The following is a 16,453-nucleotide window of genomic DNA, read 5'->3' as shown; positions in this document are numbered from 1 at the left end:
AAGCCTCGATGTTAGATGTATTGAAGCGCTGGTATCAGACCCGTTTTTCCGACCCTGACGCCGTCACCCTCTTCCTGCTGCTGGTGTTCTGCTTTGCCGTCATCTGGCTGTTTGGCGATCTGCTGGCACCGCTTCTGGTGGCGCTGGTGATGGCCTATCTGCTGGAGTGGCCGGTCAGCCGCCTGCAACGCACCGGTCTCTCCCGCACCCTGGCCACCAGCCTGGTGCTGCTGCTGTTCATCGCGGTGACGGCCACGCTGCTGCTGGGGCTCATCCCGACGCTGGTGAGCCAGGGGGTCAACCTGGCCAAGGAGGCGCCCGCCATGCTGGCCCATGCCCAGGACTATGTGCGCACCCTGCCGGAAAAATACCCCGAGATCATCGACGTCAGCCTGGTCGAGACCATCATCGACAACATCCGCCAGCGCATCCTGACCGGTGGCGAACAGCTGGTGAGCGCCTCTTTGAGCTCCCTCATCAACGTGGTAGCCATCCTCATCTACGCCATCCTGGTGCCCCTGATGGTCTTCTTCATGCTCAAGGACAAGCAGGTGCTGATGGCCGGTCTGCGCCGCTTCCTGCCCCGCAACCGCACCCTGGTCAACCGGGTCTGGGTGGAGATGAATGACCAGATCATCAACTATATCCGCGGCAAGGTGATCGAGATCCTCATCGTCGGTGTGGCCACCTACATCCCCTTCGCCCTGATGGGGCTGCGCTACTCCGTGCTGCTGGCGGTGGCGGTCGGCTTCTCCGTGCTCATCCCCTACATAGGTGCAGTGGCGGTGACCGTGCCCGTCGCCATGGTGGCCCTGTTCCAGTGGGGCCTGACCCCCGACTTCGCCTGGCTGATGGTGGCCTATCTGGTCATCCAGGCCCTGGACGGCAACCTGCTGGTGCCCCTGCTCTTCTCCGAGGCGGTCAACCTGCACCCGGTGGCCATCATCATCGCCGTCCTGGTGTTTGGCGGCCTGTGGGGCTTCTGGGGGGTCTTCTTCGCCATTCCCCTGGCGACCCTGGTCAAGGCGGTGCTCAACGCCTGGCCCAAGCGGGAAGATCTCCCCCGCCCCGCCCCCTGACGACGCCACGGCAAGGGGCGAGGCCGGACTTCGCCCCTTGCCGGTGGTGGCCCATCCCCGTGCGGGGAGGCCATCCACGCCTGCCCAAACAGCTCCGAACGACGACCACCCCGGGCGCAATGTACTCTTTTTGCTCTATCGGTTTGAATCCAAAACAAAAATCGGCTTAACTGGCTACGCCACCATATTCAGTCATCACTGTTCAGGTCAGCGACCAATAAGGATGTTGCCATGCTCCCAGCCCCGGCCCTGCGTCATGCCTCTCTTGGTGCCCTTCTGGCACTGCTGCTCTCATCCCCCGTCCGGGCCGAGATCGATCTCGGTTCCCTCGACATCTTCGTGCAGGACAGCCCGACCAGCCCGGTGCCCAAGGGACTGGTACTGGGGGGCGCCGTCATCGGTGGGGATGCCCGCTACCAGGGGCAGGATGACACCGCCCTGGTCCTGCCCGGTGCTGTCTACTTCGGCGATCAGTTCATGTTCCTCGGGGACAGGGCTCGCTACTACTTCCACAAGGATGACAGCTTCGCCGCCTACGGCTTTGGCCGGGTGCGCTTCGGCAACCTGGATCCCGACGATGCTCCCGAGCTGGCCGGCATGGAGAAGCGCGAATGGGAGCTGGAGGGGGGCGTCGGTGCCAGCCTCATCACCCCCTACGCCCTGCTCAGCACCCGCCTCAGCACGGACGTGACCGGCACCAGCAAGGGCCAGGAGTGGCTGCTGTGGGCCGACTTCCCCATCATTCGTGACAAGCTGCTCATCATGCCCGGCATGGGGGTGATGATCCGCAGTGACAAGATGGCGAACTACTACTTCGGCGGCGTCTCCGGGAACGAAGCCAGGGCACAGCGTCCCGAGTGGGACACCGGCACCACCTTCTCCCCCATGGCCGCCATCATCACCAGCTACCGCTTCACCCCCCACTGGATCGGCATGTTTGCCGCCAACTACGAGCTGTACGACAACGACACCGCGAACAGCCCCATCGTCCAGCACGATGGCGAACTCTATGCAGGCATCGGGGTTGGTTATATCTGGTAAGCCGGCACTGTCGTCAGCAGGCATCAACAACAGAAAGGGAGCCCATGGCTCCCTTCTTTGCTATCCGGCAAGACGTCTCCCTCACAGCCCGGCCAGAAACGCCCCCAGCGCGGTGTTGACGAAGGCGGGATTCTCCAGGGTCGAGATGTGGCCTGCGGCCGGGATCTCCCTGAACGGGCAACCCAGCACCTCGGCCATCAGATAGCCCTCCAGCACCGGCCTGGCCTTGTCCTCGCATCCCGTCATCACGAGCGCGGGCAGCGTCATCTCCTCCAGCCAGTCGATGCGATCCTCCCGGGTCACGAAGCTGCGCCCCACCGCCACCAGGCTCGCCACCTTGTCGGCAGGCCATTGCGCCAACCTGGCCTTGAAATCGGCCATCAGGGCCGCGTCCGGCGCATTGGCGAAGAAGAGCGGCGCCACCTGTTCGGCGATGGGCGCAGGCACGGCGCCGAGCTGCTCGATCATGGCCAGCATGCCGAGGTAGCGCTCGCAGGTGATCTGGGGCTCGAGGCCGACGAAACTGTCCATCAGCACCAGGCCCTTGAGGCGCTCAGGCGCCATGCGCGCGAGCTCCACGCCCCACATGCCGCCGATGGAGAGCCCCACCAGCACGCACTCCTGGATGCCGAGGCCGTCCAGCAGCGCCAGGTGATCCCGGGCCAGGGTCGCCAGGGTGCAGGGCCCCTCGGGCAGCACGTCGGAATCCCCGTGCCCCCAGAGCTCGGGCACGATGCAGCGATACTGCCCCTTGAGAGCCTCGATCTGGGGCGCCCACATGGCGCTGTCCCACAGGTAGCTGTGACCAAACAGCAGAGCCGGGCCCTGTCCCTCGTCCAGATAGGCCATGCGGCGACCTGCTATCTCCATAAACTGCTTCATGTTTTCTCCTGTTGCCAACGGCTGACGATGAGGCGCAGTGCACATCGCCATCAATGGCGTCATGTTTTTCTATTGCCAGCGCTGATGAGGCGGCAGTGTACCACGCCCCCCTTGGCAGTGGTGCCTGCCTGGTGCAAGCTGGAGTGACTCACAAGAGGACTCATCAAGGAGAGGCAGATGGCCAAGGAAAAGAGCAAGAAACGCCCCCGTCTGGACAAGAAGACCTATGAGCATCACCTCGGCCACCTGCAGGAGGAGCTGGTCAAGTTGCAGGAGTGGGTCAAGCAGGAGGGGCTCAAAGTCGTGGTGCTGTTCGAGGGGCGGGACGCCGCCGGCAAGGGGGGCGTCATCAAGGCGATCACCGAGCCCCTCAACCCCCGGGTCTGCCGGGTCACCGCCCTGCCCGCACCGTCGGACAGGGAGCGTACCCAGTGGTACTTCCAGCGCTACGTGGCCCACCTGCCCGCCGCCGGGGAGATGGTGCTGTTCGACCGCTCCTGGTACAACCGGGCCGGGGTCGAGCGGGTGATGGGCTTTTGCACCGACGGCGAGTACCGCGAGTTCCTGCGCGCCTGCCCCGAGTTCGAGCGGATGCTGACCCGCTCCGGCATCACCCTCATCAAGTACTGGTTCTCGGTCAGCGACGAGGAGCAGGAGAAGCGCTTCAAGGAGCGCATCAACACCCCTATCAAGCGCTGGAAGTTCAGCCCCATGGACCTGCAGTCCCGCTCGCGCTGGGTAGAGTACTCCCGCGCCAAGGACGACATGTTCACCTACACGGACACCGAGGACTGCCCCTGGTTCGTGGTGGAAGCCGACGACAAGCGCCGTGCCCGCCTCAACTGCATCTCCCACCTGCTGGGCAAGGTGCCTTACGAGGCGATCCACTACGAACCCATCAAGCTGCCCCCCATCAAGACCGAGGGCTACGAGCGCCCGCCGCTCTCCAGCCAGCACTTCGTGCCGGACGTCACCGCCGAGTTCGACACCAAGGACGCTCACTGAGAAACACCGGCCTGGCCCGCCGCTCTGGCTGGCCAGCCAATCTGACCCAATGTCTCTGCCGGCGATTCACAGACCCAGCAAGTCTCCTTCCCGGTGGGGCACCTCACCGGCCAGGAAGATCACCTCATCCCCGGCGCAGGCCAGCCGGTTGAGCACCCTGGCGTAACAGAGGCCACCGTGATGTGCGCTGAGCGCAATGCGCTCCCCGGTCTGTGCATCCGTCAGCCAGCCTACCCGCTGCCCCGCCAGCACCCGATCACCGGGTGCGACCTCGTAGCTCAGGATCCCCGCCGCCGGAGCCGGGATCACCTCCACGGCCGAGAGGGGCGTCACCACGCCTTCGATCGCCGCGAAGTGATCGACAGGCGCGCTGAATTCAGGGTCAATCCAGCCCCGCTCCTGCAGGCAGGCCAGCAGCCGCCGGGCATCCTGTTCGGCCAGATGTTCGGCCACATCCTGTTGTCCCCTCAGCTCCACCGTCACCGCGACCGGCACCTTTGGTCCCTCCATCAGGGCATACCAGTTCTGCAGCAGGGCATCATCGAAGGACATGCCCCCCGCCTGCTCGCTGAGCAGCATTACCCCGGCACCGAGACAGGCCCCGAGGCGCGCTACCTGGCTGCGCTGGCGAGCGTGGCCATAGAGGTGCAGCAGGGCGTCGCTGTCGCAATGGATGTCCAGCACCAGCTCGGCCTCCAGCGCCCAGCCAAACAGGGTGTGCTGCAGCCACGCCAGTTCGCCGCGGGGACGCCGTTCGGCCAGCCTGCCCAGCAGCAGTTCCCGCGCCGTCAGGTGGGGCGGGATCGCCTCCCCCTTCGCCACCAGCAGGGGATAGCCCCGGTTGAAGTTCTGCCCGGTGGCGGCCAGGAAGCGCCCCTGATGCAACCCCAGGTGCCACTGGGACAGACCGATGGGATTGGCCTGGGGCACCAGACGGATGCGCCCCAGCAGGGCTCCCTGCTGCTCCAGGGCCATCAGATGCCGGCGCAGGCGATGCAGGACCAGCACCCCGGGCAACTCGTCGGCATGCAGACCCGCCTGCAGATAGGCAAGGGGCCCGCAGCTGCCAAATTCCCAGGCCTGCAATACCCGTTGACTACCCGGCGTGCCGCCGGGCAGGGGGAGCTTGAGTTCGTGCATTTCGCCCCCTTATTCGTACTGGTCGTAATCGAAGTACTTGTCGTTGATCTGCTTGTAGGTGCCGTTGGCCAGCAGGGTGCCGAGCGCCTTGTTGACCTCCCCCAGCAACCGGGTGTCCTGCTTGCGCACCGCGATGCCGGAGCCGGTACCGAAGTAGGCGGGGTCATTCATCCTGGGGCCGAAGAAGTCGAACCCGGCCGCCCCTTCCCGCTTCTTGAACTCCATGCCGACGCCGACTTCCACCACGATGGCATCCAGCCGACCCGCCATCAGATCCAGCCAGGCCTGCTCTGCCGAGCCGTAGGTACGCACCTCGGCCCCCGCCTTGCCATAGACATCCTTGGCATAGTTCTCCTGGATGGAGCCAAGCTGCACGCCGATCCGCTTGCCGACCATGGCGGCGGGCTCACCACTCAGGGACGTATCGCGAGACCCCATGAAACGGGAGTAGCCACCCTGATACTTGTCGCTGAAGGCTATCTGGCGCAGGCGCTCCTCGGTGATCGCCATGGAGGCGACGATCATGTCGAATTTTCTGGCCTTGAGCCCGGCTATCATGCCGTCGAAGTCGTATTGCCTCAGCTCGCAGGTCACCTTCATCTCGGCGCACAGCGCATTGGCGATATCGACATCGAACCCGGCCAGCGAACCGTCCGGATTGACCGTGCTGTAGGGCGGGAAGGTGCCGTCGGTCGCGATGCGAAGGACGGGGGCGGCCAGAACGGACTGGGCAAACAGCAGGCCGGTGAGTAATAACAGGGCTCGTTTCATGGTGTCACTCCTCTGGGTAGATGGCTCGACACTATTGCATTTGCCCTATACGTTACATATACAATCCATTAACAACCGCCCCAACCGTACAGGTCAAAGAGCCACTACAGTATGCCCTCCCTCTCTCTCGACCCGACCCAGGGCTCCCTGATCCAGCAGGTGATGCACGCCATCCGGCAGGCCATCGCCGGGCACCAGCTTGCGCCCGGCCAGCGCCTGCCCTCGGTACGCCAGCTCGCCACCACCCTTGGCATCAGCACCTTCACCGTTGCCGACAGTTACAACCGGCTGGTACAGCAGGGGGTGATCCTCGCCAGACGGGGGGATGGCTACTATGTGGCCCGCACGCCGCTGGCCCCGCCCATGGCACCGCCCCCCGTCCCCGATGCCCGCTGGCTGACCGACCACAGGATCACCCCGGGCCCCGAGGTGGTGCAGCCCGGCTGTGGCTGGCTGCCCAGCCAGTGGTACCCGACCCAGATCCTGCAACGCGCCCTGCGCCAGCAGGGGCGAGAGGCCGACGGCGGCATCGCCTACGGCCACTCGGCGGGCTGGCAGCCGCTGCGCCAGCACCTCTGGCAACACCACGAGGCGCTCGGCATCCCGGTGGATCCGCAGGGGGTGTTGCTGACCCAGGGGGCCAGCCAGGCCCTGGCGCTGGTGGTGCAATCGGAACTTCGCGCTGGCGACACCGTGCTGGTGGACGATCCGGGCTACTGCAATCTCATCGCCCTGCTGCAACACGCCGGCATGAGGGTGATGGGCGTCCCCTGGACTGCCCAGGGCCCCGATTGCACCGCGCTGGCCGAGCAGCTGCACCTGGCACGGCCCAAGGCCTTCTTCACCAACCCGCGCCAGCACAATCCCACCGGCGCCAGCTACTCGGCCGCCACCGCGTTCCGGGTCTTGCAGCTCACGGCGCAGCACCACTGCCTGATCGTCGAGGACGACGTGAGCGCGGCCCTGACCCAGAGCGCCACCCCGACCCTGGCGGCGCTGGCGGGTCTGGAGCACATCATCTACATCGGCAGCTTTGCCAAGGCACTGGCACCGGGCCTGAGAGTGGGTTATCTGCTGGCAAGTGCAGAGCGTACCGACCGCCTGCTGCGCTACAAGGTGATGAACGCCATCGCCTCCTCCGAGTTGGCGGAGCGCCTGGTGCTGCGGATGCTCAAGGATCCCGACACCCCGAAAGAGCAGCAGCGACTGCGGGATAGGCTGATGCGGGCCGGAGAACGCTGGCAACAGGGGCTGGAGCGGATCCGCTGGCAGAGTTTCTGTCCTCCCCAGGGCGGGCTCTTCTCCTGGGTCAGGCTGCCGGCACCCCATCAGGATGCCCTGTCCCTGAGCGAGGCCGCATTGGCCGAGGGGCTGCTGCTGGCCCCGGGCAGTCAGTTTCGGGTCGATGCCCCGCCCACGCCCTGGCTGAGGTGCAACCTGGCATACAGCCACCAGCCCCTGCTCGACTTTCTGCAAGGCTGGGCCCGCCGACAGGAGGGGGCATGATGGCGCACCGCGCGATGGGGATCCTGGATGACAGGCAATAAAAAGCCGGTCTTGCGACCGGCAAAAGGCATTGAACGTGAAGAAGGGAAAACCCCGGCATCCTGATCCCGATCAGGTGCGGATATATTTGGCCGTGCGCGGGAACGCCTGCTCCTTGGCATCGAACAGGTAGCACGCCTCGGCCGGGATGCCGACGCTGTACTCCTGACCGGTGGCCACGTCCACGTCGGAGCTCGCCTTGACGGTGAAGTCGTGGCCGCCCACGTCCATGTAGACGAAGGATTCCGCCCCCAGGTGCTCGGCCACCTGTACCACACCGCTCACCCGGCTGTCGGCATGGGCGTGGCCGAGCGGCACCAGGTGTTCCGGGCGAATACCCAGCTCCACCTTGTCACCGACCGCGCCGCGGCGCGCATCGACCCGCACCCGCACGTTGTCGCCGGTGGTCAGCTTGACCAGACACTCCCGCTCGCCGATCTCCACCAGCTCGCCCGCCAGGAAGTTCATCTTGGGGGAGCCGATGAAGCCCGCCACGAACTTGTTGTCCGGGTTGTGGTAAAGCTCGAGCGGGGTGCCGAACTGTTCCAGGTTGGTGGCCGCCTCGCCCTTGAGGGGGCTCAGCACCACGATGCGGTTAGCCAGGGTCATGGCCTCCACCTGGTCGTGGGTCACGTAGATGATGGTGGAGTTGAGCTCCTTGTGCAGCTTGGCGATCTCGATGCGCATCTTGACCCGCAGGGCGGCGTCGAGGTTCGACAGCGGTTCGTCAAACAGGAACACCTGGGGCTGCTGCACAATGGAGCGGCCGATGGCGACCCGCTGGCGTTGACCGCCGGAAAGCGCCTTGGGCTTGCGGTCCAGCAGGGGCTCCAGGCCCAGAATCTCAGCTGCGCGCATCACCCGCTTGTGGATGCTCTCCTTGTCCATCTTCTTGAGCTTGAGGCCGAAGGCCATGTTCTCGTAGATGTTCATGTGCGGATAGAGGGCGTAGGACTGGAACACCATACCCACGTTGCGCTCCACCGGCGGCACGTCGTTCATGTAGCGCCCGCCGATGGTCAGCTCGCCGCTGGTGATGTCTTCCAGACCAGCGATCATCCGCAGCAAAGTGGACTTGCCGCAACCGGACGGGCCGACGAAGACGATGAATTCCCCTTCCTTGATGGCCAGGTTGATATTGCGCAGGGTGTCCTTGTGGACAGCCGGGTCGTAATTTTTGCGAACGTTGTTGAGTACTACTTCAGCCATGTCGAGCTCCGCTCTTGAATCTTTGCAAATCGTGACGGCGGGGGGAGTCGGCTCCCCCGGCCATGAACCTTAACCTTTCACACCACCGGCGGTGAGACCGCCCACCAGCCAGCGCTGGGCGAGCAGGAAGACGACCGTGATGGGGAAGCCGGACAGCACGGCTGCTGCGGCGAAGTCACCCCACAGGTAGTTCTGCGGATAGAGGTACTGCTGGGCACCGACCGCCAGAGTCAGGTTGTTCACATCCTGCAGCAGGATGGAGGCCATTGGCACCTCGGTGATGGAACCGATGAAGGCCAGGATGAACACCACCGCCAGGATGGGCACCGACAGGGGCAGCAGGATCAGGCGGAACGCCTGCCACGGGGTGGCACCGTCGATGGCCGCCGCCTCTTCGAGCGATGAGTCGATGGTCTCGAAGTAGCCCTTGATGGTCCAGACGTGCAGGGCGATGCCCCCCATGTAGGCCAGGATCAGACCGCCGTGGGTGTTGAGACCCAGCCAGGGGATGTAGTCACCGATCTTGTTGAACAGGGCATAGATGGCCACCAGGGCCAGCACCGCCGGGAACATCTGGAAGATCAGCATGCCCTGCAGGATGGTGGACTTGCCACGGAACCGCAGACGGGCGAAGGCGTAGGCACAGGTGGTGGAGAGCACCACGATCATCAGGGCGGTGATGCCCGCGACCTTGATGGAGTTCCACAGCCAGGTCAGCACCGGGAACGGCGGCGGCGTGACGCTGCCGTCGGCATTGGTGATGGACATGCCGAGTGCCAGCTTCCAGTGATCCAGGGTCGGATTGGTGGGGATGATTTCCCCCACCGAGAAGTTGCCGTTACGGAACGAGATGGCGATGACCATGATCAGCGGGAAGATGATCAGTGCCAGGAAGCCCCACATCACCAGGTGGGTTGCCCACACCCGGTATTTGACAGACTTGGGTTGTACGATTGCCATGTTGAAGCCTCCTTACAGTTGCTTGTCGGCTTTGGACAATTTCAGGTTGAGCAAGGCCAGCGCACCCACGATGAGGAAGATGGCGGTGGCGATGGCACTGGCCAGACCGTAGTCCTGACCACCCGAGCCCTGGAACGCGATCCGGTAGGTGTAGCTCACCAGCAGGTCGGTGGTCCCGGCTGGCGTGGTGGCCCCTATAATGTCCGGTGCCCCGTTCGTCAACAGCTGGATAAGTACGAAGTTGTTGAAGTTGAAAGCAAAGGATGCGATCAGCAGGGGTGTCAGCGGCTTCATCAGGAGCGGTACGGTGATCTTGAAGAAGTTCTGTACCGGACCGGCCCCGTCCATGGCGGACGCCTCGTAGAGATCTTCCGGGATGGCCTTGAGCAGGCCCATGCAGAGGATCATCATGTAGGGGTAGCCGAGCCAGGTGTTGACGATGAGGATCATCACCTTGGCCAGGAAGGGGTTGGTGTACCAGTCAGGCTTGATGCCGAACGCCGCTTCCAGGAACAGGTTGATCTCGCCGAAGTTCTGGTTGAACAGGCCCTTGAACACCAGGATGGAGATGAACGCCGGAATGGCATAGGGCAGGATCAGCATGACCCGGTAGAAACCGCGCCCCTTGAGCTGTTCCCACTGCACCAGACAGGCCAGCACCATGCCGATCGCCAGGGTGAACGCCACCGAGCAGGCGGAGAAGATCACGGTCCAGACGAAGATCTGCATGAAGGGACCCTGGATGCCCGGGTCGGTCATGATGCGCATGAAGTTTTTCCAACCCACGCTCACCACGAAACCGGGGGCAACGCCCTTGCCGACGAAGTGGCCTTCTGCATCGATGTACTGGTAGAAGCCGGTGTCACCGTTGGGCAGCATCAGCTCGCCGCTCTGGTTGTCACGCAGCAGGTTGCTTTCCTTGATCATCACGCCCGACTTGAGCACGACGCCGTCGACCAGCTGGGTATAGAGCGGCTTCTGGGCGGCGAACTTGCGCAGGCTGCTCAGGGTCAGGTGGATGTTGCCCTCGGGCAGCACCACATCCAGCGCGCTCAGGTGAGTGCGGTGATCGACGATGGCACGGATGGGGGCCGCCTTGTCGGTCGCCTCCCCGGCCAGGGGTTGCAGCTGAACCACCTGGGGCTCGTCATGGACTCGCCCTTCACGGACTGCCAGTTCACGGGCCTTGTTGTTCAGCAGAGTAAGAGGTTGACTGATAAAGGATTGCTCGTCCTGTTGCAGCAGAAGCTGAAACTGATTGTTCTCACCACCCAGGAGGGTGAAATCGAATTCACCGCCCGCCACCTTGTAGGTTTTTTTAAGATGGTAATCCCGTGCCTGCTCGATGGAGAGCAGGTTGGACCCCGAATAGTTGGTGAAGGCGATGCCGATGGTGTAGGCAAGAGGGAAGATGATAAAAACAACCATGCCTGCCACACCGGGGAAAATATAGCGGTGGGCATAGGTCTTCTTGTTCATGAAGACATAGAGACCGACGGAGACGACCACCAGATCGAGCAGGGCAAACACCCACTCACCGCTGGCATACATCATCACGGCCGCATAACCATTAAGCACTGCGATCAGTGCCGCCATGGTCCACTTTAGCCAGACGTACTTGTCTTTCTTCGGACCGGCATAGGATTCGAGAGCAGGTACTACTTCCATGCCAATTAACCTTTATTGCGCCAAGAGAGATTTGAGAGAGTGGGAGGCCGTTGCGGCCTCCCGGATAGTGCGTGCTTACTGAACGATACGCTTGGCAGCGGTATCCAGCGCTTCGTCAACGCTCTGACGGCCAGAGGTGACGTTTTTGAGGGCAGTTTCGAAGGAGGACCAGAAACGGCTCATCTCGGGCACGGACGGCATCGGTTCGCCATTCTGGGCGTTCTGCATGGTGGCCTTGATGTTGGGGTCCGCTTCCAGGGTCTTCTGGAAGGACTTCAGGGCCACGGCGCCCAGCGGCTTGTCGGCGTTAACCGGCGCCAGACCGGCGTCGGTCAGCAGGTAGTTCTCGAGGAACTCGATGGCCAGATCCTTGTTCGGGCTGGCGGCGTTGATGGTGGCACCGAGCACGCCGACGAAGGCCTTGGCCGGCTGACCCTTCAGGGTCGGCAGCGGCGCGACGCCGTACTTGATGCCGCTCTTGTCCAGGTTGCTCCAGGCCCAGGGACCATTGATCATCATGGCCACTTCGCCCTTGTTGAACTTGGCATCCATCACACCGTAGTCGATGCCCTTCTCCAGGTGACCGGACTTGATCATCTCGGAGATGTAGCCTACGCCAGCCTTGGCACCAGCGTTGGCCACGCCGGTGTCTTTCACGTCATAGCCGGTGGCGGTCTTCTTGAAGGCATAACCACCGTTGGCAGCCACCAGGGGGTAGCTGAAGTAGGGGGTGTCATAGGCCCACATGATGGCGCGCTTGCCATTCTTCTTCAGCTCTTCGTCGATCTTGGCGATCTCTTCGAAGGTCTTCGGCGGGTTGGGCAACAGATCCTTGTTGTAAATCAGGCTGACGGCTTCAACCGCGACCGGGTAACCGTAGGTCTTGCCATCGACGGTCATGGCATCCCAGGCGAACTGCTCGAACTTGGCCTTGGTGGCGGCGTTCGGGGTCACGGGTACCAGCAGACCGGACTTGACCCACTCACCGTAACGGTCGTGAGCCCAGAAGAAGATGTCCGGGCCGTTGCCGGTAGCGGCGGCTTGCTGGAATTTCACTTCAACCTGATCCGGGTGAGCGACGGTCACCTTGATGCCGGTCTCGGCTTCGAATTTCTTGCCGACTTCGGCCAGGCCGTTGTAGCCCTTGTCACCGTTGATCCAGATGGTCAGCTGACCTTCGTCAATCGCAGCAGTGGCAGAGCAAGCCACGCCCAGGGTAGCCAGACCGATCAGGGATGACAGCAATTTCTTTTTCATGAGCCTTTCCTTGTATTAGTTCCGCGCTGTAAGAGCATTGTGTGCAAGGTGAATATTATCCCAAGCGGTCAACGCCTCACATGACACGCCTCGCATTTTTGAAATGCAATTACGTATTTTCTTCCAGAAAGTTATGAAAACATTTTCTTATTTCAGCGACTTAGCGAGAGTCACCCCCATATTTTTGCCAAGATTCAGAAATTAAATTACCGAAAAGAAATATATTTACACCAATGAAAGGGATTTCATCACATTGAAAACCCTTTCATCCGCATTATTTTGATTTATGTGTTAGCAAAAGTACCGCACCGGTTTCCAACTTCATCACCCCTTAAATAAAAAGGCACCGGAGGGCGCTCCGGTGCCTTTTTGCAAAATTTGATGCCTGGATCACATTACGACTGGCGCAGCAATTGATCCTTGAGATTGGGCGGCACGCCCTTGATGGTCAGGGTGTCGGTCTGGGGATCGTAGAAAATCCGGCTGTTGAGCAGCTTCTGCTCGAAACTCAGGGTCAGGCCGCCCCCCGAGCCCACAAACTTGGTCAGACCGCGCAGGGTGGAGCGGTCGGCCGGGAAGCGCTCCTCCAGCTCGTATTCCTGACCGATGAAGCTGTAGAAATCGAGATCCCCTTCCCCCGCCTCTTTCGACGCGAGTTCGGCAGAGAGCTCCCTGATTTCGATCTCTTCGCCGGCGCTCGCCTGCTCGGTGCAATATTTGAAGACCTGCTTCTTGTAATCATTGCGCTCGGCGGGCTCGAGCTGGCGGCTGTCGCAATAATCGTCCACCGCCTGCAGCAGGCCCTTGTTCTGGATCTTGGCATCCATCCCCTCGCGGGCCCCCAGCAGATCCATGAAGAAGTCCCCCAGCTTGCGGCCGACCCGGCCCTTGCTGAAGGTGATGTAGCGACGCGAATCGCCCTGGGTCTTCCACTCGGTGAGATCTATACGGGCCACCAGATTGAGCTTGCCGATATCCAGATACTGGATGTGACGCAGCTCCAGCGCCTCGCTGACGGTGACGCTCTCCTTGCCCTCCAGCAGGGCAATCATCAGGTAGTCGACCCCGACGTAGTTGTACTTGGCGATGAGCAGCACCCCCTGCTCGTCGAGGGCATGCTCCACCAGCTGTTTAACCAGCATCTGGGTCAGGTTGACAGAGAAGGGTACGAACTCGCTCTGCTCGGCCAGCAGCTGCTCCAGGGCGATGCGAAAAGCGGGGGAAGGCTGCTTGGGGGCATCTTCCCCCTCCGCCAGCTCGGCGACGGCGGCCTCGGGGTCGGCGAAGAAGCCGAAGCCCTTGCCCCCCTTGCCGTTGTAGATGCGATGCAGCTCGGCCATCAGCCCCTGTACCGCCTCGTCGGCAGGCAGGGTCTGACTGCGGGTATCGGCGTGGGGCTGGCCATCGGGGCCGGGGCGCAGGGAGTGAAGAATGATCTTGTCGATATCGAGACTCATGTCACAAAGCCATAGTGTTAGCCGAAAGGGTGAAGTATTATAAGGCGCTTTGAACCGAGATGAACCCAAGATTATGCCCATCGTATCAAAGTACAATAACGAGCAGTTTGACGCCCTGATGAACGACCTGATCACCGCCCTGGAGAAACACAAGGCCCCGGTGGATCTCAGTCTGATGGTGCTCGGCAACCTGACCACCAACATCATCAACGGCATGGCTCCGGCCCAACGCCAGGCGATCACCGAGAAGTTCGTCCAGGCGCTCACCGCCTCGGTAGATCATCGCCACGATGCTCACTGAGTTTCTTCGCATTCTTTGATGTTTTTCAAGCAGATGGATCACTATGGTCGAAACCGGCAACCCCTATCGTGATAATGTCTCTCGCCTGATCACCTGGGGGCATTGGTTCTCCTTCTTCAACATCATCCTGGCCATGCTGATCGCGACCCGCTACCTGGGCTCCATCAGCTGGCCGTCGACCACGCTCGGCGTGACCTATCTCATCATCAGCTGGATAGGTCATTTCTCGTTTCTGAGCTTCGTCACCTATCTGCTGACCATCTTCCCCCTGAGCTTCATCCTGCCGAGGGAGAAACCCCTGCGCTTCGTGTCGTCCATCATCGCCACCCTGGCGCTGGTGCTGCTGCTCATCGACACCCAGGTGTTCCAGCTGTTCAAGTTCCACCTCAATGGTCAGGTATGGCAACTCTTGCTGGATCAGGCGCAGACCGAGGAGGGCTCTATCTGGAGCATCATCTTCGTCGCCGTGCCCGCCATCTTCCTGCTGCAGCTGCTGCTGTCGGCCTATGTGTGGCGCAAGATCAACAAGCGCAAGCGGCGCCAGTACGGCAACCAGGTGGGGCTGGCCCTGCTGGTCTGCTTCATCCTGACCCACCTGGTCAACAGCTGGGCGGATGCCACCCTGTATCAGCCCATCACCATGCAGCGCGCCAACTTCCCCCTCTCCTACCCCATGACAGCCAGAAGCTTCCTGGCCAAGCATGGCTGGCTTGATCTCGAACAGTATGAGAAGAAGGCCGAGGATCAGGGCAGCGCGGAGCACCGCCTCCTCTATCCGCTGCGCCCCCTCAGCGTGAGCGCCCCGAGCGAGCACAAGAACCTGCTGGTGGTGGTGGTCGACTCCCTGCGGGCCGACATGCTCAACAACATCAACATGCCCAATCTGCAGCGCTATGCGGATCAACACTTCAACTTCCGCAACCACATGAGTGGCGGCAACGATGAAGCCATGGGGATGTTCAGCCTCTTCTACGGGCTGCCCGGCCACTATTACGGTGACATTCGTGCCGACAAGCGCCCGCCGGTGCTGTTCGACGAGATGCTGCGCCAGGATTACCAGTTCGGCCTGTTCGGCGCCCTCGAAGATGCCAAGCAGTACAAGCAGAGCCTGCTCGCCGGCCTGCGCAAGCAGGTCTTCGTCTCCCGCCAGACCGACGACAGCCTGCTGATCGACGACTGGCAGCAGTGGCTCGACACCCGCACGACGGACAGACCCTGGTTCTCCCTGGTCTATCTCTCGAGCCCGGGGGACTATCAGGTGCCAGCCAGCATCAAGGGGCCCTTCCAGCCCGAGCTGACCCGGTTCAACCCGGCCACCGCCTATCGCCCCGAGAACCTGGCGAAGCTGGAGAATCGCTACAAGAATGCGGTCTTCTACACCGACCAGCTGCTGGAGCAGATGGTGACCCGGTTGCAGCAGCAGGGGCTCGACGATCAGACCATAGTCGTCATCACCTCCAACCACGGTCAGGAGTTCAACGAGACCCAGAGCAACAGCTGGGGCTATGGCAGCAACTACTCGACCTATCAGGTGCAGGTGCCCATGGTGCTGGCCTGGCCGGGCGCCGAAACACCGCCCCCGGCCCAGGCGAGCAGCCATCTGGATCTGGTGCCGACCCTGATGAAGGGCATGCTGGGGGTGCGCAACCCGTCCCGCGACTACAGCACGGGACGCAGCCTGTTCGACGCCAGTCCGCGTACCTGGCTGCTGGCCGGGGATCAGAACGACTTCGCCATCTATCAGGACAACACCATCACCCAGTTCAACAAGCAGGGTGACTTCGAGCTGCTGGACAGCGAGACCTATCGCCCCATCAAGCACGGCACCCCGGACATGGGGACCCTGATCCAGGTGATGAACGAGCTGAACCGTTTCTATCGCGCCCCCTGAGCGCCGTCAGCCTGACCCGAGAGCCCGCCCTTTGGCGGGCTTTTTCTTGCTCCCTTCCCCGCCCTGGCACGCGCTCTCGCCCCTATTCAGGTGCCATTCGAAAACGCACCACGCCTCACTACTGAGATACCCATCAAAAAATTTCAATTTGATCAATGCCATAAAAACAAAATGATAATGATTATCAATCGCTGATCTGTTTGGGTCTCTCTGCAATAATCCGCGCCCTTCAGGCTCAAATAATAAT

14 protein-coding genes are annotated in these 16,453 nt (G+C 62.1%); 6 read left to right on the top strand and 8 right to left on the bottom strand.

Annotated features, from left to right (window positions below):
* Window positions 1–8: 8 nt before the first annotated feature.
* Together BN1136_RS15265 and BN1136_RS15260 are read left to right on the top strand one after the other, a co-directional pair.
* A complete protein-coding gene (locus tag BN1136_RS15265) occupies window positions 9–1,079 on the top strand; it encodes an AI-2E family transporter (RefSeq protein ID WP_043761569.1) in 1,071 nt (356 codons plus the stop codon).
* 231 nt (window positions 1,080–1,310) lie between these two features.
* Window positions 1,311–2,120 carry a MipA/OmpV family protein gene (locus tag BN1136_RS15260; protein ID WP_043761571.1) on the top strand — a complete coding sequence of 270 codons (810 nt, stop codon included), beginning with the start codon at window positions 1,311–1,313 and terminating at the stop codon, window positions 2,118–2,120.
* An 81-nt stretch (window positions 2,121–2,201) separates the two neighbouring features.
* Here the strand turns inward: BN1136_RS15260 and BN1136_RS15255 are convergent, their stop codons facing one another.
* Window positions 2,202–3,002 carry an alpha/beta fold hydrolase gene (locus BN1136_RS15255; protein WP_043761573.1) on the bottom strand — a complete coding sequence of 267 codons (801 nt, stop codon included), beginning with the start codon at window positions 3,000–3,002 and terminating at the stop codon, window positions 2,202–2,204.
* Window positions 3,003–3,179: 177 nt separating this feature from the next.
* Between BN1136_RS15255 and ppk2 the strand changes: the two genes are divergently transcribed.
* On the top strand, window positions 3,180–4,007 hold the full coding sequence (ppk2, locus tag BN1136_RS15250) for a polyphosphate kinase 2 (protein WP_043761575.1): 828 nt from the start codon (window positions 3,180–3,182) through the stop codon (window positions 4,005–4,007).
* 66 nt (window positions 4,008–4,073) lie between these two features.
* On the opposite strand, the gene BN1136_RS15245 is transcribed toward ppk2, so the two are convergent.
* Both BN1136_RS15245 and BN1136_RS15240 read right to left on the bottom strand, forming a co-directional pair.
* Entirely contained in the window at window positions 4,074–5,147 is a 1,074-nt protein-coding gene (locus BN1136_RS15245) for a M14 family metallopeptidase (RefSeq protein ID WP_043761577.1), read from the bottom strand.
* A 9-nt stretch (window positions 5,148–5,156) separates the two neighbouring features.
* Entirely contained in the window at window positions 5,157–5,918 is a 762-nt protein-coding gene (locus tag BN1136_RS15240; RefSeq protein WP_043761579.1) for a transporter substrate-binding domain-containing protein, read from the bottom strand.
* A gap of 111 nt (window positions 5,919–6,029) precedes the next feature.
* Between BN1136_RS15240 and BN1136_RS15235 the strand changes: the two genes are divergently transcribed.
* Entirely contained in the window at window positions 6,030–7,424 is a 1,395-nt protein-coding gene (locus BN1136_RS15235; RefSeq protein ID WP_043761581.1) for an aminotransferase-like domain-containing protein, read from the top strand.
* A 111-nt stretch (window positions 7,425–7,535) separates the two neighbouring features.
* Here BN1136_RS15235 and BN1136_RS15230 read toward each other — a convergent pair whose 3' ends face one another.
* The 5 genes from BN1136_RS15230 to yejK all read right to left on the bottom strand — a co-directional run bounded on the left by BN1136_RS15230 (window position 7,536) and on the right by yejK (window position 14,014).
* Window positions 7,536–8,672: an ABC transporter ATP-binding protein gene (locus BN1136_RS15230; protein WP_043761584.1), complete on the bottom strand. Its 1,137-nt coding sequence runs from the start codon at window positions 8,670–8,672 to the stop codon at window positions 7,536–7,538.
* 69 nt (window positions 8,673–8,741) lie between these two features.
* Window positions 8,742–9,632 carry a maltose ABC transporter permease MalG gene (gene malG / locus BN1136_RS15225; protein WP_043761586.1) on the bottom strand — a complete coding sequence of 297 codons (891 nt, stop codon included), beginning with the start codon at window positions 9,630–9,632 and terminating at the stop codon, window positions 8,742–8,744.
* A gap of 12 nt (window positions 9,633–9,644) precedes the next feature.
* Window positions 9,645–11,300 (bottom strand): maltose ABC transporter permease MalF, encoded by a 1,656-nt coding sequence (gene malF, locus BN1136_RS15220; protein WP_043761588.1) that lies wholly within the window; start codon window positions 11,298–11,300, stop codon window positions 9,645–9,647.
* Between the two features lie 75 nt (window positions 11,301–11,375).
* On the bottom strand, window positions 11,376–12,557 hold the full coding sequence (gene malE / locus BN1136_RS15215; RefSeq protein ID WP_043761590.1) for a maltose/maltodextrin ABC transporter substrate-binding protein MalE: 1,182 nt from the start codon (window positions 12,555–12,557) through the stop codon (window positions 11,376–11,378).
* A gap of 395 nt (window positions 12,558–12,952) precedes the next feature.
* Window positions 12,953–14,014, bottom strand: a complete 1,062-nt coding sequence (gene yejK, locus BN1136_RS15210; RefSeq protein ID WP_043761592.1) for a nucleoid-associated protein YejK — start codon at window positions 14,012–14,014, stop codon at window positions 12,953–12,955.
* A gap of 73 nt (window positions 14,015–14,087) precedes the next feature.
* Here yejK and BN1136_RS15205 point away from each other — a divergent pair, with 73 nt between their 5' ends.
* Together BN1136_RS15205 and BN1136_RS15200 are read left to right on the top strand one after the other, a co-directional pair.
* A complete protein-coding gene (locus BN1136_RS15205) occupies window positions 14,088–14,315 on the top strand; it encodes a YejL family protein (RefSeq protein ID WP_043761594.1) in 228 nt (75 codons plus the stop codon).
* A gap of 43 nt (window positions 14,316–14,358) precedes the next feature.
* Window positions 14,359–16,206 (top strand): DUF3413 domain-containing protein, encoded by a 1,848-nt coding sequence (locus tag BN1136_RS15200; protein WP_043761596.1) that lies wholly within the window; start codon window positions 14,359–14,361, stop codon window positions 16,204–16,206.
* Window positions 16,207–16,453 lie beyond the last annotated feature (247 nt).

The sequence above is a fragment of the Aeromonas taiwanensis genome (assembly GCF_000820165.1).
In the GTDB taxonomy this organism is placed as follows: domain Bacteria; phylum Pseudomonadota; class Gammaproteobacteria; order Enterobacterales; family Aeromonadaceae; genus Aeromonas; species Aeromonas taiwanensis.
The sequence above is the reverse complement of the archived record's forward strand: the minus strand, read 5'-3'. Positions and strand labels throughout refer to the sequence as shown.